This is a genomic window from Nocardia sp. NBC_00565, from assembly GCF_036345915.1.
Taxonomy (GTDB): Bacteria; Actinomycetota; Actinomycetes; order Mycobacteriales; family Mycobacteriaceae; genus Nocardia.
On record NZ_CP107785.1, the window covers coordinates 3,639,816 to 3,657,323 of the forward strand.

The following is a 17,508-nucleotide window of genomic DNA, read 5'->3' on the forward strand; positions in this document are numbered from 1 at the left end:
ATCGTCCGAGAACAGGAACGGCGGATCCATGTCATTGCAGAACTACGAGAACCTACGAACCCACTCCGAGAACGGGATCGCGACGATCACGTTGAGTCGGCCCGGAGGCCGAAACGCGTTCAACACCAACTTCTACGCGGAACTCCGTTCCGCCATCAGGGAAGCCGACGTAGATCCGGGCGTTGCCGGCGTCATCGTGGATTCGGCAGCGGAGCACTTCGCCGTCGGCGGTGATCTGAAGGAGATGCTGGGATACCTCGAGGGTGACCCACCATCGCGGGACCTGTGGAAGTTTCGTGACAGTCTGCCGTTCGAGGCGATCCGGGCGTGCCGCAAGCCGACGATAGCGGTGGTCGACGGCATATGCTGCGGCGGCGGGTTCGCCACCGCAATTTCGTGCGACTTCATCATCGCCTCGCCGGGTTCGCGTTTCGGCACACCGGAGACCAAAGTCGGGCTTATCGACGGGCTGGTCGGTCCAGCTCTGTTCGGTCAGGTGCCGCTACCGGTGCTGAAGTATCTGCTGTTCTCGGGTGAGCTGATCGACGCCGAGTACGCCCGGAGCGTCGGGCTGGTGTTCGAGGTCCTCGAGGCCGACTCACTGCACGCGCGAGCTCAGGAGTTGCTGGCCTCGTTCGCCGCGAACGGGCCCGAGATCCTCGCCGAGTACAAGCGAACTTTCCGTAGCTACGAGCTCCCGGTGAACTACGAAGACACGATGCGCAATCTCTACTCCGACGCGGCAACCCAGGACCGGGTCCGCGGATTCTTCACCCGAAAGAAGTGATCCCCATCGACAACGGAACAACCGAGAACTCGACCCCAGCGCAGACCGCACTCGTCACCGGCGGCGCCAGCGGGATCGGCCGATCGACGGTGCGACTGTTCCTGACCCGAGGATGGTCGGTGGTCGCTGCCGACCTCAACGAATCCTCCGGCCGAGCCCTCCTCGATGAACACCCGAACGAGGTGGCCGCAGGCCGCCTCGCATTCGCCCGAGCGGACGTATCGAGCGAAGAAGACGTCGAGCGGGCCGCGGCACAAGCGGCGTCGCTCACGGGCCATCTCGCGTGCGTAGTGAACAACGCGGGGATCGGAGGCGCGTTCGGACGGATCACGGAAACGTCCGTCGAGGATTGGGACTACACGTTCGCAGTGCTCAGCCGCGGGGTCTTTCTGGGTGTCAAACATGCCGCGAAGATCATGCAAGCGCAGGGAACCGGCGGGGCGATTGTGAACGTCGCCTCGCTTGCCGCGCTCACCGGAGACGCAGGCCCCCAGGCATATTCGGCCGCGAAGGCGAGTGTCGTACACATGAGCCGCGTATTCGCGACCGAACTCGGGCCCCACCGTATCCGGGTCAACTGCGTATGCCCCGGAGCAATCGCGACCCCACTCAATCCATCCGCTTCGCGAGGATTCGACGGCAGTGAGCTGGCACGCGCGCAGCCACTGCCCTTCGTCGGTGAGCCCGAGCATCTGGCCAGCGCTATCTACTTCTTGGGTTCGAGCGAATCCTCCTTCGTCACCGGTCAATACCTCGCGGTAGACGGTGGACTCGAGGCGGCGGGTCCGCGTCTCGGGCAGTACCTCGGGACGGATCCTCGCTACGGCTCCCTGGTGGGCGTCAATAGAGGCAACACCGGTGTCAAGTCCACCGTCCACGGGAAGGCGACCCAGTGAGCGAGGACGTGTGCCTGGTGCGGCGCGAGGGCCGAGTTCTTGTGGTCACCCTGAACCGACCAGCACAGCGCAATGCTCTTAATGCCGAACTGCGGCAACGCCTTCGGGATGCATTCGACGAATTCGAGGCCGACGACGACCTGCGGTGCGCGGTCCTCACCGGAACCGGGAAGACGTTCTGCGCAGGCGGTGATCTAAAGGAGATGGCCTCGCAGTCCGTGCAGATCCCTCCCGAAGAGTGGGGCCTGCTGCTGAGTTCACGTGGGCACGTACCCAAGCCGGTGATCGCCGCGGTCAACGGACACGCCCTTGCGGGCGGCTTCAGGCTCGTTCAACAGAGCGACCTCTGTCTGGCAGCGGACACGGCAGTCTTCGGCATCAGCGAGGTCAAGCGCGGCCGGGGTGCACCGTGGGCGGCTCCACTCATCGACATCGTCTCCAAGCGCGTGATGATGGAACTGTTGCTGACCGGCGAGCCGATGACGGCACAGCGGGCGTACGAGGTGGGGTTCGTCAATCGGGTCGTCCCCGCCGACCGCCTGCTCGACGAAGCACTCTCGATGGCACAGACGGTGGCCGCCAACGCACCGCTGAGCATCGAAGCAGGCAAGAAGCTCGTCGAGATCTCGACCGAGATGGGCTCGACGCTAGCAACGGAATACGCGAACACACTGTACGAGAAGGTATATCGCAGCGACGACGCCATTGAGGGCCCGCGCGCATTCGCTGAGAAACGAGAACCCGTATGGATGGGGCAATGAGCGCACGCTACGACGAGGCACACAAAGCCGCCCTGTCCGACCCGGAGCGGTATTGGGCTCGGCACATCGATCTGATCGACTGGGTGACACCGCCGACGATCATGCTCGATTCGTCCGAGTCACCGCTGTACAGATGGTTTCCCGACGGAACTCTGAACACCTGCTTCAACGCCGTCGATCGACACGTCCTCGCCGGCCACGGTGACCGCACCGCCATCGTGTACGACAGCCCCGTCACGGGAAACTCGGCGTCCGTAACGTACGCAGAGCTGCTCGACAAGGTCAGCGCCGCCGCCGGCGGCCTGCGCGAGTTGGGGGTCGACGCGGGAGATCGTGTCGTCATCTACATGCCGATGATTCCCGAGGCAGTCATCGCGATGTTGGCATGCGCCCGACTCGGTGCCGTTCATTCGGTGGTCTTCGGTGGTTTTGCGCCGCGAGAGCTCGCGGCGCGTATCGACGACGCCCTGCCGGTCGTCGTGATCACCGCCTCGTGCGGCATCGAGCCAGGGCGGATTCTCGACTACAAGACGATGGTGGACGAGGCTCTCGACCTCGCTACGCACGAGCCCGATGCGCTGGTGCTGGTGCAGCGACCTCAGTTGCCTGCCCGCCTCGGCGTTGCGCGCGAACACGATTGGGCCGATGTTCTTCGTCGCGGAGCGGCAGATCCCGCCGGTCCCGTCACCGTCCGAGCAACCGATCCGCTGTACATCCTCTACACATCGGGAACCACCGGCAGGCCCAAGGGTGTGGTTCGCGACAACGGCGGGCATGCCGTCGCAATGGCCTGGTCACTTCCCAACGTGTACGACATCCACCCCGGACAGGTGTGGTGGTCGGCGTCGGATATCGGGTGGGTGGTGGGCCATTCGTACATCGTCTACGCCCCACTCATCAACGGCTCCACCACAGTTCTCTACGAGGGCAAACCCGTCGGCACGCCCGATGCCGGCGCCTTCTGGCGGGTCATCGCGGAACACTCCGTCGAGGGGTTGCTCGCCGCGCCGACCGCAATTCGTGCGATCAGGAAAATGGATCCGGATGGACAGTTGGTCGCCGACCACGACGTGACGTCGCTGCGCAACCTGTTCCTCGCGGGAGAACGACTCGATCCCGACACCTATTCCTGGGCAACGGATCTCCTCGGCAAGCCGGTCGTGGACAACTGGTGGCAAACCGAGACCGGCTGGCCGATAGCTGCCAACCTTCGAGGGTTCGATCCGATGCCGATCAAACCTGGATCACCGACTGTCCCGATACCCGGTTTCGACGTTCGAATACTCGACGAACACGGAGTGCAGGTCGAGCCCGGTACGGACGGAGCGATCTGCATTCGCCTGCCACTGCCACCGGGAACCTTGCCGACGCTGTGGGGTGACGACACCCGATTCGTCGAGTCCTACCTGTCGGCTTTCGACGGGTACTACCTGACCGGGGACGGCGGCCACATCGATGAGGACGGGTATCTCTTCGTCATGGGACGAACCGACGATGTCATCAACGTTGCTGGGCATCGTTTGTCGACCGGCGCCATAGAGGCGGTGCTCTCCGGACATCCTGCCGTCGCCGAATGTGCCGTAATCGGCGCCGCGGACGGTTTGAAGGGCCAGATCCCACGCGGGTTCGTGGTACTGAAGTCCGGTTCGCAGCATGACCGAGAGCAGCTCGCGTCCGAACTGATCGCCTTGGTGCGCAAAGAGATCGGCGCCATCGCGACGCCCAAGGACATCGTTGTCGTAGACGGTCTGCCCAAGACGAGATCTGGCAAGGTCCTCCGCAAGTCGATGCGTGAGATTGCCGACCTCGGCACCACCACCGTGCCGGCAACGATCGAAGATCCGGCCGTTCTCGAGAGCATCCGGTCGGCGCTAGGACCGCTGCGATGACACCGAAACGAGAACAGCGTCAGCCGATTCGGCTGACGCTGTTCTCGCCTTCGTACTGTCTGCTTCCACATCGAAGCCGACCGCCGGTCGTCGTCACGGTCGCAGCGTCACCGGCAACGTGAGAAGCGAACGCAGGATGGCATTGTCGGCGTAGCGAGGCTCGAAGTCGGGGTCCGTCAGCTGTATCGACCCGAATCGGTCCAGTAGGGCATTGAGCGCAATTCCAGCTTCCAGCCGTGACAAGGCAGCACCCACGCAGAAGTGAATTCCCTTGCCGAACGAGACGTGCGCTGCCGGCCCGCTCGCCAGGTTGACTTCGTCGGGGTTCTCGAATTGAGCCGAATCACGATTGGCGGCACCGATCATGACCATCACGCGGGAACCGGCAGGAACCGGCACCCCGTTGATCTCGCTGTCGACGGTCGCCACCCGAGGGAAGCCCTGAATCGGAGACTGCAGCCGAAGGGCCTCCTCGATCGCCGACGGGATCAGCGATCGGTCGGCCCGTACGCTCGCCATCAGATGTGGCTCCTGCAAGAGCATCAACAGGACGGATGACACCAAGTTGACGGTCGTCTCGTTGCCGGCGACCAGGACCACATACGCGATCGCGATTATTTCCTCGGTAGTCAATCGACCCTCGTCCGCCTCGACGAGTGCACCGAGAAAATCGGAGGTGGGAGTGCCACGACGGTCTTCGGTACGTTCTGCAAAATACTGGAGGAGTTCCTGCAGCGACGTGTTCACCTCGATCTGCCGCTGTTCCGACAGGGTGCCGCCGAGCACCTCGGCGGCGTCGTCGGACCACCGCTTGAAGATCGCGAGGTCATCCTTGGGCACGCCCAAGAAGTCGGCGATCACGATCAGCGGTAGCGGCTGCGCGAAGTCGCGGACGAAGTCGACCTGCTCGACCTTCTCGATCGTGTCGACCAGCGCTGCGACGGTATCCGTGACATCCAGCGCGAGTGCACCGAGACGGCGCGGGGTGAACGCGCTGGCGACGATGCGGCGGTAGCGGCGGTGGGACGGCGGATCGTTTGTCAGGAGAGTGCGAACAATTCGATGGCCCTGCGAAAGAACAGCTCTTGCTGCCGGTGCCTGCCTCTGACGAAGACCGGGGCCCGCCTTGGACGAATAGACGTCGGGGTTCGTGAGAACTTCGACGCAGTCGTCGTAGCCGAGAACGAGGTACAGGTCGTCATCCGGGACCTTGTACACAGGGCCTTGCTCCTGTAGTTCGCGGTACCGCGGGAACGGGCACTGAACGACGTCCGGTTCGAACAGTCTCTCTGTCATGGCGACTCCTCAACTCTTTCTCTAGTTCTAACTTAGATTAGAGTGCCATACAAGCCCCGGGCGCCGATAGTCTGAGCGCATGAACGAGGCTGCGAATCCACAGGGCGCCCCAGCTACGACGACCCGAGGGGAGTCGACGAGAGAGCGGATCATGCAAAGCGCGGCACGGGTGCTCGCGAGGAAAGGCTATGCCGCAACTACTTTGGCAGAGATAGCCGAGGGCGCGGGAACGAAGGCCGGCAGCATGTACTACTACATCGACAACAGAGAGGGCCTGATCCGAGGACTCATGACCCGCGGCATCATCGAGACCCACGCGTACGTCAAGCATGCTGTGGAGAACCTCGGTTCGGACGCGACGTCCCAAGACCGACTCGGCGCGGCAATCGGAGCACACATGCGCTTCATGCTCACCGAGAACGACATCGCCCGGGCGAGTATCCGAACGCTGGGTCAGGCACCACCGGATGTACAAGGTCCGGCAATCGAACTACACCGCAGATACGGACACTACTTCTCGAGTTTGATCGAGGATGCGAAGAGTGACGGTTTTCTGGCCACGGACGTAGACGCCCGCTTACTCAGGCTTCTGATCATCGGCGCTGCGAACTGGTCCACCGCCTGGTACCAAACAACAGGCGCTAACTCGGCTGACGACATCGCCGAATTGCTTGTCCGTATGGCCCGTGGTGACTTACTTCCCCCGGGAGACAGCAAGTCCCGGGGCACTGACAACGCGTGAATCCACCTTCGAGAAAGTGACATCGGACGGCGCTGACTGATCAGGACCAGTCGGGTTGATTGGGCACGCCCAAAGGCGATGCCAACGAGACCGTCACGAGTCTGCTCACTGACGCACCGACTTTCATCGGCGCCAGCGACCATTTGGGCTTCGCCACGGGCCGACACTTCTGCGTGCGCGCGCAACTGACGAAGGCCGAGATCGAGAGTGCGATCAGCACGATCCTCTGCCGGTAACGCTGAGGCAATCCCATGTAAGTTGGCAATATTGGCTACAATATTGCGCTCGATGACGTAGCCAGTTACTGTACAAACAGAGTCCTTGTGACGCAGGTCTCATGTCACGTGTAGTTCGTACACGCCCGAGACAGTCAAATTCGGTATTCCTTTCAATCACAACAAGATCGAGGTCGTAGAACATGGGCACGCTGGACGGAAAAGTTGCACTGATCACCGGAGCAGGGCGCGGTATGGGTGCATCCCACGCGAAGGTGCTGGCGCAAAAGGGGGCAGCCGTAGTCATGCTGGACGGCCCCGCGCCAGTTCCCACCGCGGAATACGCGATGTCCACGGGTGAGGCGCTGAAGGCCGTGGCTACCGAAGTATGCGACAAGGGTGGCCGCGCGCTGGCCATCGAAGGTGATGTGCGATCACAGGACGATCTCGACGGTGCCGTGGCGAAGGCGGTGTCCGAGTTCGGCAAGGTCGATCTGCTCGTGGCCAATGCCGGTATCTGGGGCGAGCTTGCACCGATCTGGGAAATGTCGGAGGAGGCATGGCTCGAGACCATAGATATCAATCTTTCGGGACCGTGGCGCACCGTGAAGGCAGTCGCTCCCCGGATGATCGAGAACGGCGTGGGGTCGATCGTGTTGATCTCCTCTGTCGTCGGCATCGGTGAGGGACTGCCCGGATCTGCCAACTACGCCGCCGCCAAGCACGGTGTGATCGGCCTACTGAGAACTGCTGCAATGGAATTAGGTCCGCTCAACATTCGAGTCAACGCAGTGTGCCCGGGGTTCATCCGCACCGGACTTCACGGGTGGCAAGGGGCTGTCGACCTGATGGCCGGCCACCCCGGCGGCACGGAAGAGGATCTGATCCAGGCCGGCCACCACTACGGCATCCTGAAGGGACGCGGCCCCCTGGAGCCCGGCCACGTCAGTGAGATGGTGGCCTTCCTGCTCTCGGACGACGCTTGGGCAGTCACCGGCAGCATCGTTCCTGTCGATGCGGGACACACTATTCTCCCGCGTATCAACCCCGCACCGGCGTATTGATCACCCATCGTGGGGACATCTCCAGCAGGGCCGGCTGAATCGCCTGTAAGTGTTGGGCCCGATCCAGCCCGGCCGCGCTGGTAGGGAAGCTCGCTTCGCCGACCGCGGCACCGGTCGAGGCGGTGACGACCGATATCGCGTGGTTTGCGGCATGGGTGTCGACGCCGATGACGAGTTCGTACTGCTCTGAGACGATAGACATTGACGGCGGAAGTCCTTCCGATGGGCGACGTCGTTGGTCGGCGTCGGCCCGGAAGGAGAACTTCGAGGCAGGCCTGTAATGGGCCACGATCCCGCGGCAACGGGGTCGGGGCAGGCTTCTGATCAAGCCACCGAAGCAAGACCGGGCTGGCGCCGCCGCCACAACCAGTGGACAGATCCCGGCAAGTGCACTCGAGGGCAAAGCGATTCACGAGTCACACCGGAGGGACTGCCCCGACTTTGGATGAGTCAACCAAACCGGGGGCAGTCCCGTTCGCCCAGCGTCGATGTGGTGGTGCCCCTTGGCGTGGAGACCGCATCCGGTTCGACAGACGGAATCTTCGCCAATGGAGCCGTCACCGACCGCAACGGAGCACCGATCGGCGAGGTCATTCTATGGGGCGAGCACGGCAGGCTCAGTGGAATCGAGTACGCCTGTACACGGACGTGCGTCCACAGACGCTGCCCGAGCCCACGCAGATCGAGGTCTCGTAGTCCATCTAGATGTGACGCACCTCGAGGCAGGATTCGCTGACAGAGTGTCGGTGCCCCGTCGTCGGGCCACCACGTTGCCACTCATGAGACCACCGACAGCTGGCCGGAAGTGAAACGGGTTATCGCATTGCCGATTGGCGGACGCCGCCTCCCCAAACGGCCGATAGGCGGCTACTTAACACTGGTGCCAGGGCTGGATCCCGGCCAGGATCTGGTCCAGGTGCCCGGTGGGACGCTCTCCCAGTTCACGTCTGCCCTCCACTCGACGATCCGAACCCGTCCGGCACACCGATCTCACAGCACCGTTCCGAGATATCAGCTCATTCCATCATTCTCTTGCACTGTCGAACACCGCTATATGCCAAGTGACGCTTCGCTTCTCGCATCCCGGTCAGTCGTTCAGAGTCACCGTGACGGAAGCTCGACCGCACAATGCTGCAAGCTTCATGGGCAGGTCCCGTGAGGGGCGGTCGAATGCTCTCACCTCGGCACGAAGGCCCGGTGTCGGAGATCAGCGTGTCGAATCCACCGGATACACGCAATCGCCTGCGGCACTGGGCGAGACGACCGATAGTCGTTTGAGTGCATCGTGCTGTCTCCATCTATGGACCCCTGCGACGGGAGAAGTGTTGTGACAAGTCTCGACAACGACCAGACCAGCCACCGCGACACGGTTACCGACAAGCCGGAACCGCCCGGCGAACGACTCACGCACCTTCTGGCTGGGCCTCACGGCCTGGGCACCGAACTCGCCGCACGCTTCTCGACGATGACCCGGGCCGAGCCCGAACCGGCGGCACCACCCGCGCCCGGCGCGATGCCGGCGGCCACACTGCCCAGTGCCGGCTTACGGCACCTTCGCGGCCCTGGAACTCCACTGGGCGAGAGCGCGTTTCGGATACCGTCCCGGCACGCGACGGCCGAGATCGAGCCCTACCGAGAACTTGCCTGGGGTAACGGTTCCGCGCCGCCACTGTACTGCCCGCCCGCCACCCGGATCGACGACAATCTCGCCGACCGGATCGACGATCGCCTCACCACGTGGGCGGAGTCGATCGGGTTCACCGACGAGGAGCTCGAGAAGCTGCGCCGGACCGGCTACGGACGGCTGGTCATGCTAACCCACACCGATTCCGACGACCCCGACCGACTGCTGGTCCCGGCCCAGATGAACACCGCCTGGTGGATGGCCGACGACTACTACGCCGACGATTCGGCGCTCGGCGCGGACCCGACCCGGCTGCCGCAACGACTCACCTTGGCGATGGCGGCCTTGGATCCGTTGCCCGACGCGGGCGAGTTCACCACTCCGCTGGAGGAGGTGCTGCGGGAAGACAAGGTGCTGCGTGCTTTCGGTTCCGCGATCGCGAATCTGCGCGCCCACGCCACCCCGGGGCAGGTGCAGCGCGGCTGCTACGCGACGTTCACGATGTTCGTGTCCTGGACCGCCTACGCCGCCTGGCGACACACCGGCGAATCACCTTCCGCGTGGGAATATCTCGCCGCCCGCCAGCACGACACCTTCTACACCTCGATGACCCTGATCGACCCCGTCGCCGGGTACGAGCTGCCCGCGAACCTCTTCTACGACGATCGGGTCCGGCAGGCCGTGTTCCGCGCGGGTACCGCCGCCGTCCTGGTCAACGACCTGTTCTCGATCAAGAAGGATGCCGCCGACGAAGTACCCGTCAGCAATATGGTGCTGCAGATCGCCGCCGATCGTGGGTGCTCGCTGGCCGAAGCGACCGAGGTCACCGTCGACCTGCACAACCGGATGGTGCACCAGTTCGAAGCCGACCATCGCGCCCTGCGCGCCATCCCCTCCCCCGAGCTCCAGCTGTTCATGCGCGGCGTTCGCGATTGGATGGGCGGCTCGTTCGAATGGCACAACACGAACCCGCGCTACCGCTAGGTGGGTCATGCCCTGGCGGTAGCCTCCTGATATCGCCTGGGCGGCTCATATCGACCAACCCACCGAGTCCGCCATCGCCTCACTTCGGGTGGCCCTGGCGCAATGGTTCGGGACGCGCCCGAGCGGACCGGTAGGACTGGTCGTCCAGCAGGCATGGGCCGACCTGTCATCGGCTACTTAAAGACTGGCGGTAGGGCTCGATCCCGGCCAGGATCGGGTCCAGGTACCCGGCGGGAGGCTCCCTAATCGGCTGCCCCCGTCGGTATTTGGTGTGGCTCGCTAATGGCTTGCGTCTCACCGGTTGCCGTGCGGGCGTGGCTGGAAAGGGGTTTGCCCTGGCTCGAAGTAGCGGTGCCTTCCCGCACGGACATCCTTTTCCGTTCGGACTCTGGAGGACGCCGGTGACGGTCATCATCGGGATGGACCCGCACAAACGCTCGGCCACCATCGAAATCATCGACCACCGTGCCACAGTGCTGGCCACCGGCCGGTACGGCACCGATACCGCTGGCTACGATGAAATGCTCACTGCGGCAAAGTATTTCCCGGATCGGGTGTGGGCGGTCGAGGGCTGCAACGGTATCGGCCGGCACCTGGCGCATCGGCTGGTACTCACCGTGCTCCGACCATACAGACAGATGTGTCGATGGGCGGACGCTCCGTTTTAGGGACGACTCACGACTCTCGTATCGGAAGTCACATATCAATGCAACTGTCTGCTGGAACCGTCGTGCTAATACTGGCGTTCGTCGTTTCCATGTCGGTTATCTGCGGTCTCGCCGCCGCAGTCGTGTCCATGGCACGCGGACGAACTACGGGCGAAGCCATGACGGGGGCCTTCCGCACGACCTGCGTCGTACTCACCCTCCTTCTGGCGTTCGTCACGGTCGCGGTCCTACTTCTGGTAACCGACTTCAGCTACCGCGACACAGTCAGCACCAACCACCGCTCCATGACTGAGGAGTACAACGTGAACGTTAACTTAGAACCGCTGCGCGACTGCTGAGCGCTACGCACGAAGAAGCCTCAGCCCAGGGCGCGCGACCCCGCAGTCCTGGGCTGAGACTCCGGCAGTGCCCGACCACAGCAGCGTCCACCTCGGCGAGAATTGATCGCAACCACCTGGATGCTCGCACGGGCCGGTGACTACCGAAGGGCGCGAGTAGCATTGCGGCGTGAGTAGTTCTGGGGGGGGGGATACCGAATCCAAGTCACGGGCTTTCCGTCGTACCTGACGAAGTCATTGAACTCGGCCAGCACATGTCGGACCTGGTTCAAGCGCTGAGGTCGGCTCTCGATATCGCTACGCGGGAGGTGGATGGCCTAGCTGGCAGCTGGACTGGAACAGCTGCGGACGCGTTCGGCGAGGGGTGGAGCACCGTCCATGAAGGCGGGACTCAGTTGTTGAACTCCCTTGCTGCTCTGGCCAGTTCGCTCGGCGTGGCAGCAGGTAGTTACCAGCAGCAGGATGGCGCGTCCGCTGCGAACCTTGGCTCGACAAGTCTGGATCTATGAGCAGCCGGTTCACCGTCGATATCGATTAGCTCGAGCAAGTCGCAACCCAGTTGAGCGGGCTGGCCGGGTTCATCGAGGATCAGCTCGATGGACTCGACAGCAGAGTCGCCGCGATTCTTTCGAGAAGCTGGAACGGCGTCGCCGCGGGAGCGTTCGACGATGCGCATTCCCAATGGGTAGCTGAGGCAAAAGAATTCGTCGACAGCATCCGTACTGCGAGCAGTGCGGCGCAACAAGCTCGGGATCGCTACATCGCGGCCGCTGACCTCAACCGCCAGATGTCATAGCGGTCGAGTATGGGCTGGGACATCGATGCCAAGGATTATGAGCGGGCGGCCAAAGAGTGCCACGATCTAGCGACGACGGTGCTCGTCCGAGTCGGCGCGCTGCACAAGGAACTGACCAGATCGTGTACAGGAATGGCCGGTGACTACTCTACGACGCAACAGTGGATTTCGGCGTATGAATCCGCTACCGTGCAATGGATTTCGACGGGCACCCTCTTGGCGGATGCGCTGACTCGATATGGCGATGTGCTCGCGGCCATGGCGTACAACTGGGATGTCTCGAATCAAACTTTGCCGCATCCCGATAGTCCGGTTCCCTCTGCGCCAAGTGGAAACCCCTACAAGGAACCGCACACTGCCAAGGGAGCTAATGGTGCGGGGATAGATATCAAGGGCGTTGGGCTGTCGAAAGTCGAGCCGATCCCAAATGGTGACACCGATAAACTTCGGAGAGCAAAAGATCGAGCCTGGCTTGCGCACGCTCTGAATCCCGATCTGACTGATGCCGGGGATCGGATCAAACGGATCGGGTACAACTTCGACCATTCCACCGAAGTCAATGTCGACGACATCAGGAAACGGTTGAGGACACTTCAAGATGCGGCTATCAGCATCGCTGATGCCTCGAAGAGCATCGAGTTCTCCGTCGGCGACTATTGCGACACTCTGGAGACGTTGCGGACCTCGATCAAAGAGCGCCTGGAAGAGAAGATTTCGAGTGTGACGGTCACAATCGACCTGACCATGGTGGTCATCAAGTGTGCCGCACCGATCTTCAGCAAGGATCTTGAGGATCCGGTGTACATGACAGTGACAACCAGCAGATTCTCGGTCGTGGTGAGCAGTCTGCCGTTCACCAAATTGCCCCCTCTCGACTTCCATGCTTCGCAGTTGCGCGATATCATCGCGCTACCCATAGTCTTGATGGAGGAAAACTCCGGCACGGGTGGCCAGCCCAGAAACGGAAATAGTATCCCCGCACCGGACCTGACTACTGCGAGCGAGAAATATGTGCGGGACAAGCACTATCCGGGTGGCCCGCTGAATACGGAGCGGAAGAGTACATTCTACGCAACCGAGGATCCCTATGCACTCGTCGATGCTGCGAAGAACAGCCCGCCGATCGATCAAGGCGACGGCACCTATCGGCGGGAAGTTACAGTGCCCGACCGATACATCGGAAACGAGTCGAACATGCGGGGTGGCGCAGCGACGCAACGGTATATCGTCGTTCACGACAGGTTCGGGGCGGTAATTACGATGCACCCCGCAGGAGATGAGTAGGGATCAGGTGGCTTTAGACATCGTTGTACAGGACATCAACCATGCCGAGAAACACCGCTTCGGTGACGATGCGGACGAAACGCTGTACAGGCTGTGCGCCGGCCAGCCCGACACCAGTTTGGTACGGGGTATCTACCGGTACGGCGACACCATGTTCAACCGGTACCAGCTCGGCCTGATCCTGGATCAGATCGAGGGGATCGAGGTACGGACCGATGCCGAGCGACAGGCTGTCGACCTGCTGAGGCGGGCGTCGTCGATCGCGCTTCGCGCCAACGGATATCTCCTGTTCGTCGGCGACTGACGGGTAGGACTGGCCAGACATCGGGCGAGCATGCAGCGTGGGCGACGGATCGTATTGCGCCAGCAGCAGGGCGATATACCCAAGGTCGTGGGAAGTAGGCAGCCTGACCAGACATCATCATCGCCCGCTCATAACTGCCCGCCCAGAAACCGCAGGTCGTCCCCGTTATCATGCTCAACACGCCCCATCCGGGGCGCAATCGAGTTGGGGACCGGTTGACCAACTTCCGCAGGGCATCGCGATCCCTCAGACAGCATACGTACCCACGATGACCAGGCGTTTCTCAGTTACCCATGTTTTGTGCGCCCTGCCGAGGACCGGAGCCTGCGACGCTCTATGAAATCGTCACCGCCACAACCAAATTCATCAGCATGATCACCACAACGTCACCCCCTCTCGACTTCCTGCCCGCTGCCTCCAGAAACACCGGCAGGACTTCCCCGAAGGCCAGCCTTGTTCGGGAAATGCCGATACAGCGCACCCGCGGTGATTCCGACCTCCTCGGCGATCTGCGCCATCGACACATTCCATGGTTTCGCATGTGCCTATATCGGCTGACCGACAGGCGATAGCGCGTACTCTCGATCGGATCAAAAGCAACGCGCATCAGGAGGTTCCGATGCCCGCACGCTTGCTCGTCGCGTCGATGCTGACGGTTCTCGGGATCGGTGGTGCGCTCCTCGGCGGTGCCGTGACGGCGGATGCCGCGCCCCGTCCGGATCCGTGGGTCCAGGGTCAGATTGATGGACAGAGCGAGGATGTTCCCGGATTCCTGCGCTCCATCGAATTGTCGGGCGTGGACCGAGGTGGTATCTCCGATGCCAATCTCGTGATCAAGGGCCACCGGATCTGCAACCAGATCTACAGCGCACGTGGCGATCTCAGCAGCGCAGCGCTGCCCAACACCCGTGCCGACGACTTCCACGCGATGGAAGTCGTTGCAGGAGCCAGTATCAAGTACCTGTGCCCGCCAGCCGCCGAGTTCGCCTCGGGCCTCGCCGAGATGGCCCCATAGGCGTCACTTCTCCAGCAGGACGTCATGCAGGCCCCGAAGGTTCCGCTGTTCGGTACTCGTGCCAACGACAATCGCAGGAGTTGGCCGACGCGCTCGCCGAAAGCCAAAGACTCCGAGCGCACTTGGCGGGCATGGGAGGACTGGAGGTCACCAAACTGCCGCGCCTGCGCGACCAGCTCGCGGCGCAGATCACCGAACCCCAGACGCTGCTGGACAGCTTGCGAACGCAAGTGATCGGCACTTGAGAGGGGCAGGGCGTAAGGCCCCGAACTGGCGGCCTCATACACGGTGTGGTGCCCGGTCGACGTGTTGGTTGCTGCTGGTCCCGACAACAGATCTGCACGATTCGCTTGCGCGGGTGCATTACAGCCTTCTTTACCTCGGCACTACGCCCCATACCCACCTCAGTACCGACAGTGCTTGTGCTGTAGAACGACCTGGAGTCCACTCCAGGCAGGCCTTGTTCTCGCGTGAATGCGAAGGTCCGGTACGGCTGGACGCGACCGGTGCGCATGGCCGACCATGGCTGACATGTTGCTCACGCGCGAGGCCGATCTGTTCGAAAGCTCCAGGGGCCGCCTGGAGGCGATCGCCTACCGCTTGCTGGGCTCGGCCGGCGACGCCGAGGACGCGGTGCAGGAGACGTATCTGCGCTGGCAGGCCGCCGACCGCGAGTACGTGGAGACGCCCGAGGCGTGGCTGACCAAGGTGCTCACCAATCTCTGCCTCAACCAGCTCACCTCGGCCCGCGCGCGCCGGGAAACCTATGTGGGGCAATGGCTTCCGGAGCCGGTGCTGGCCGGCGACCCGATGCTGGGCCCGGCCGACACCGTCGAACAGCGTGAATCGGTGTCGATCGCCATGCTCACGCTCATGGAGCGGCTCACCGCCAAGGAGCGCGTGGTGTACGTGCTGCGCGAGGCCTTCGGCTACCCGCACCACGAGATAGCCGACCTGCTCGACATCACCGAATCCAATTGCCAGCAGGTCTATCGCCGCGCCAAACAGCACTTGGCCGTGGAACGGGCGCGCATCGAGGTGGACGAGGCCGCCGCCCGCCGGATCGTGGAGGAATTCCTGACCGCGGCGGTCAGCGGCCGGACCGACGAGCTGGTGCGGTTGCTCACCGATGACGCCGCCATCATCGGCGACGGCGGCGCCTTCTTCGCCACCTTGAACAGGCCGCTCGTCGGCGCCGAGCGCATCGCGCTGTTCGTGCGGCTCGCCATCAAACCCTCGGGCGCCAAGTGGGACAAGCTCGGCGGCAAGCCCACGCCGTTCGCCGCGATCGTCAATGGCAGGCCCGCGCTGGTCCTGGTGGCCGAGGATCGGATCGTCGGCGTCGTGGTGCTGGAGGTGACCGCCGACGGCATCGCCGCCGTGCACGCCCACGTCAACCCCGACAAGCTGGCGCACGCCAATCGCCAGTGGGCGACGTACGCACCGGGAGCGCCCCTGCCCGATCTATGGTGACCCACATCACAGTCAGCTCCTGTCAGCATTCGTGCGGCTGTCCGGTTCAAGTTCCGAACCCACCGAGATTAGGAGCAACACCATGAAGCACCGCATCGTCGTCCTCGGAGCCGGGTACGCCGGAGCCACCGCCGCCGGCCGCCTGGCCAAGCGACTGCACCGCGACGACGTCGAGATCACCCTGGTCAACGCCGATCCCGACTTCGTCGAACGGGTGCGCCTGCACCAGCTCGCCGCCGGGCAGGACCAGCCGGTCCGCCCACTGCGGAAGATGTTCGCCGGCACCGGCGTTCAGGTGCGCATCGCATGGGTCGATTCGGTGGACGCGGACCGCAAGACCGTCGAACTGATCGGCGAGCAGGGGGCCGAGACCCTCGCCTACGACACACTCGTCTACGCCCTGGGCAGCACCGTCGCCGATTTCGGCGTGCCCGGCGTCGTCGAGCACGCCCACCAGGTGGCGAGCAAGCAGGCCGCGCTGCGGCTGCGGGAACGCCTGAACCAGCTGCGGGCGGACGAGACCGTGCTGATCGTGGGTGGCGGCCTGACCAGCATCGAGATCGCCACCGAGATCGCGGAGGCGCGCCCGGATCTGAAGGTCGCCATGGCCGCGCGCGGCGGTGTCGGCGACTGGCTCGACGAGAAGGCGCAGAGCCACCTGCGCGGCGCGTTCGAACGCTTCGGCATCACCGTCCACGAGCACGCCGACGTCACCCGGGTCACCGAAGATGGCGTGGCCACCCGGTCGGGCGCGGAGATCCTCGCGCAAATGACCGTCTGGACAGCGGGATTCGCCGTGCACCCGATCGCGGCCGCCAGCACGCTCACCGTCTCCGAGGCCGGGCGGATCGTCGTCGACGCCACCCAGCGCTCGGTCTCGCACCCGGACGTGTACGCCGTCGGCGATGCCGCGCACGCCGCGGGAGTGGGCGGCAAGACGCTGCGCATGGGCTGCGCCACCGCCTCCCCGATGGCCTGGCTGGGCGCCGACGCCATTGCCGCCCGGCTGACCGGACGTGAAGTCCCCGATGCCCCGATCGGCTACAACAGCCAGTGCATCAGCCTCGGCCGCCGCGATGCCATCGTGCAGAAGGTGACCAAGGAGGATCAGCCGACCTCGAAGGTCGACGTGGGCCGCAAGGCCGCCCGCGTGAAGGAGCTGATCTGCTCGATCGCGGCCTGGTGTGTGAAGCACCCGACCCTGCTGGCGCCGAACCGGCGTCGCCGGGTCGTCGAGACCGGCGCGGCGGCTCCGGTCACGACCGTCTGAGCGCGCGGGTGCGGAACCGGCACAGGTCCGCCCCAGCCGGAACGAGCTGGGGCGGACCGGGATGCGGCAGACCATCAGTGCGCCTGCGCGGCACCTTGTTTC

At 63.6% G+C, this 17,508-nt stretch carries 18 protein-coding genes and 2 pseudogenes; 16 read left to right on the plus strand and 4 right to left on the minus strand.

All coding sequences use genetic code 11. From position 1 onward, the window contains the following. Positions 1–28 precede the first annotated feature (28 nt). The 4 genes from OG874_RS17310 to OG874_RS17325 are packed head-to-tail and all read left to right on the plus strand — an operon-like array spanning position 29 to position 4,333. A complete protein-coding gene (locus OG874_RS17310) occupies positions 29–787 on the plus strand; it encodes an enoyl-CoA hydratase/isomerase family protein (RefSeq protein WP_330256165.1) in 759 nt (252 codons plus the stop codon). Beyond that, complete coding sequence (locus tag OG874_RS17315; RefSeq protein ID WP_330256166.1) at positions 784–1,683, plus strand: SDR family NAD(P)-dependent oxidoreductase; 900 nt, start codon at positions 784–786, stop codon at positions 1,681–1,683. Before OG874_RS17310 ends, OG874_RS17315 begins: the two co-directional genes overlap by 4 nt. Next, positions 1,680–2,444, plus strand: a complete 765-nt coding sequence (locus OG874_RS17320) for an enoyl-CoA hydratase/isomerase family protein (protein ID WP_330256167.1) — start codon at positions 1,680–1,682, stop codon at positions 2,442–2,444. The genes OG874_RS17315 and OG874_RS17320 overlap by 4 nt, the downstream gene beginning before the upstream one ends. Next, entirely contained in the window at positions 2,441–4,333 is a 1,893-nt protein-coding gene (locus OG874_RS17325; RefSeq protein ID WP_330256168.1) for an acetate--CoA ligase, read from the plus strand. The genes OG874_RS17320 and OG874_RS17325 overlap by 4 nt, the downstream gene beginning before the upstream one ends. Positions 4,334–4,426: 93 nt before the next feature. Here the strand turns inward: OG874_RS17325 and OG874_RS17330 are convergent, their stop codons facing one another. Next, the gene (locus OG874_RS17330) at positions 4,427–5,629 is read right to left on the minus strand and encodes a cytochrome P450 (RefSeq protein ID WP_330256169.1); all 1,203 of its coding nucleotides are present in this window, start codon (positions 5,627–5,629) and stop codon (positions 4,427–4,429) included. A gap of 79 nt (positions 5,630–5,708) precedes the next feature. Between OG874_RS17330 and OG874_RS17335 the strand changes: the two genes are divergently transcribed. Together OG874_RS17335 and OG874_RS17340 are read left to right on the plus strand one after the other, a co-directional pair. Next, positions 5,709–6,371, plus strand: a complete 663-nt coding sequence (locus OG874_RS17335) for a TetR/AcrR family transcriptional regulator (protein ID WP_330256170.1) — start codon at positions 5,709–5,711, stop codon at positions 6,369–6,371. A gap of 418 nt (positions 6,372–6,789) precedes the next feature. Continuing rightward, a complete protein-coding gene (locus tag OG874_RS17340; protein ID WP_330256171.1) occupies positions 6,790–7,650 on the plus strand; it encodes an SDR family NAD(P)-dependent oxidoreductase in 861 nt (286 codons plus the stop codon). Here the strand turns inward: OG874_RS17340 and OG874_RS17345 are convergent. After that, complete coding sequence (locus OG874_RS17345) at positions 7,628–7,852, minus strand: hypothetical protein (RefSeq protein ID WP_330256172.1); 225 nt, start codon at positions 7,850–7,852, stop codon at positions 7,628–7,630. The genes OG874_RS17340 and OG874_RS17345 overlap by 23 nt on opposite strands. A 1,125-nt stretch (positions 7,853–8,977) precedes the next feature. Between OG874_RS17345 and OG874_RS17350 the strand changes: the two genes are divergently transcribed. The 6 genes and pseudogenes from OG874_RS17350 (at position 8,978) to OG874_RS17375 (ending at position 13,344) form a co-directional block, all read left to right on the plus strand. After that, complete coding sequence (locus OG874_RS17350; RefSeq protein WP_330256173.1) at positions 8,978–10,258, plus strand: family 2 encapsulin nanocompartment cargo protein terpene cyclase; 1,281 nt, start codon at positions 8,978–8,980, stop codon at positions 10,256–10,258. Between the two features lie 401 nt (positions 10,259–10,659). After that, positions 10,660–10,926: a hypothetical protein gene (locus tag OG874_RS17355; RefSeq protein ID WP_330256174.1), complete on the plus strand. Its 267-nt coding sequence runs from the start codon at positions 10,660–10,662 to the stop codon at positions 10,924–10,926. A 38-nt stretch (positions 10,927–10,964) separates the two neighbouring features. Further along, complete coding sequence (locus OG874_RS17360; protein WP_330256175.1) at positions 10,965–11,264, plus strand: hypothetical protein; 300 nt, start codon at positions 10,965–10,967, stop codon at positions 11,262–11,264. A 191-nt stretch (positions 11,265–11,455) separates the two neighbouring features. Further along, positions 11,456–11,773: a WXG100 family type VII secretion target gene (locus OG874_RS17365; RefSeq protein ID WP_330257319.1), complete on the plus strand. Its 318-nt coding sequence runs from the start codon at positions 11,456–11,458 to the stop codon at positions 11,771–11,773. A 41-nt stretch (positions 11,774–11,814) separates the two neighbouring features. Continuing rightward, positions 11,815–12,060: pseudogene (locus OG874_RS17370) on the plus strand (WXG100 family type VII secretion target); the annotation flags it as partial. A gap of 9 nt (positions 12,061–12,069) precedes the next feature. Beyond that, on the plus strand, positions 12,070–13,344 hold the full coding sequence (locus OG874_RS17375; RefSeq protein ID WP_330256176.1) for a hypothetical protein: 1,275 nt from the start codon (positions 12,070–12,072) through the stop codon (positions 13,342–13,344). 13 nt (positions 13,345–13,357) lie between these two features. On the opposite strand, the gene OG874_RS17380 is transcribed toward OG874_RS17375, so the two are convergent. Together OG874_RS17380 and OG874_RS44745 are read right to left on the minus strand one after the other, a co-directional pair. Beyond that, entirely contained in the window at positions 13,358–13,669 is a 312-nt protein-coding gene (locus tag OG874_RS17380) for a hypothetical protein (RefSeq protein ID WP_330256177.1), read from the minus strand. Between the two features lie 422 nt (positions 13,670–14,091). Then, a pseudogene (locus OG874_RS44745) lies at positions 14,092–14,172 on the minus strand (helix-turn-helix domain-containing protein); the annotation flags it as partial. Positions 14,173–14,267: 95 nt separating this feature from the next. Between OG874_RS44745 and OG874_RS17390 the strand changes: the two are divergent. The 4 genes from OG874_RS17390 to OG874_RS17405 all read left to right on the plus strand — a co-directional run bounded on the left by OG874_RS17390 (position 14,268) and on the right by OG874_RS17405 (position 17,406). Beyond that, positions 14,268–14,663, plus strand: a complete 396-nt coding sequence (locus OG874_RS17390; RefSeq protein WP_330256179.1) for a hypothetical protein — start codon at positions 14,268–14,270, stop codon at positions 14,661–14,663. Positions 14,664–14,743: 80 nt separating this feature from the next. Further along, complete coding sequence (locus OG874_RS17395; protein WP_330256180.1) at positions 14,744–14,908, plus strand: hypothetical protein; 165 nt, start codon at positions 14,744–14,746, stop codon at positions 14,906–14,908. A gap of 286 nt (positions 14,909–15,194) precedes the next feature. Then, positions 15,195–16,136, plus strand: a complete 942-nt coding sequence (sigJ, locus tag OG874_RS17400; protein ID WP_330256181.1) for an RNA polymerase sigma factor SigJ — start codon at positions 15,195–15,197, stop codon at positions 16,134–16,136. Between the two features lie 82 nt (positions 16,137–16,218). After that, complete coding sequence (locus OG874_RS17405) at positions 16,219–17,406, plus strand: NAD(P)/FAD-dependent oxidoreductase (RefSeq protein WP_330256182.1); 1,188 nt, start codon at positions 16,219–16,221, stop codon at positions 17,404–17,406. The last annotated feature ends 102 nt before the right edge of the window (positions 17,407–17,508 follow it).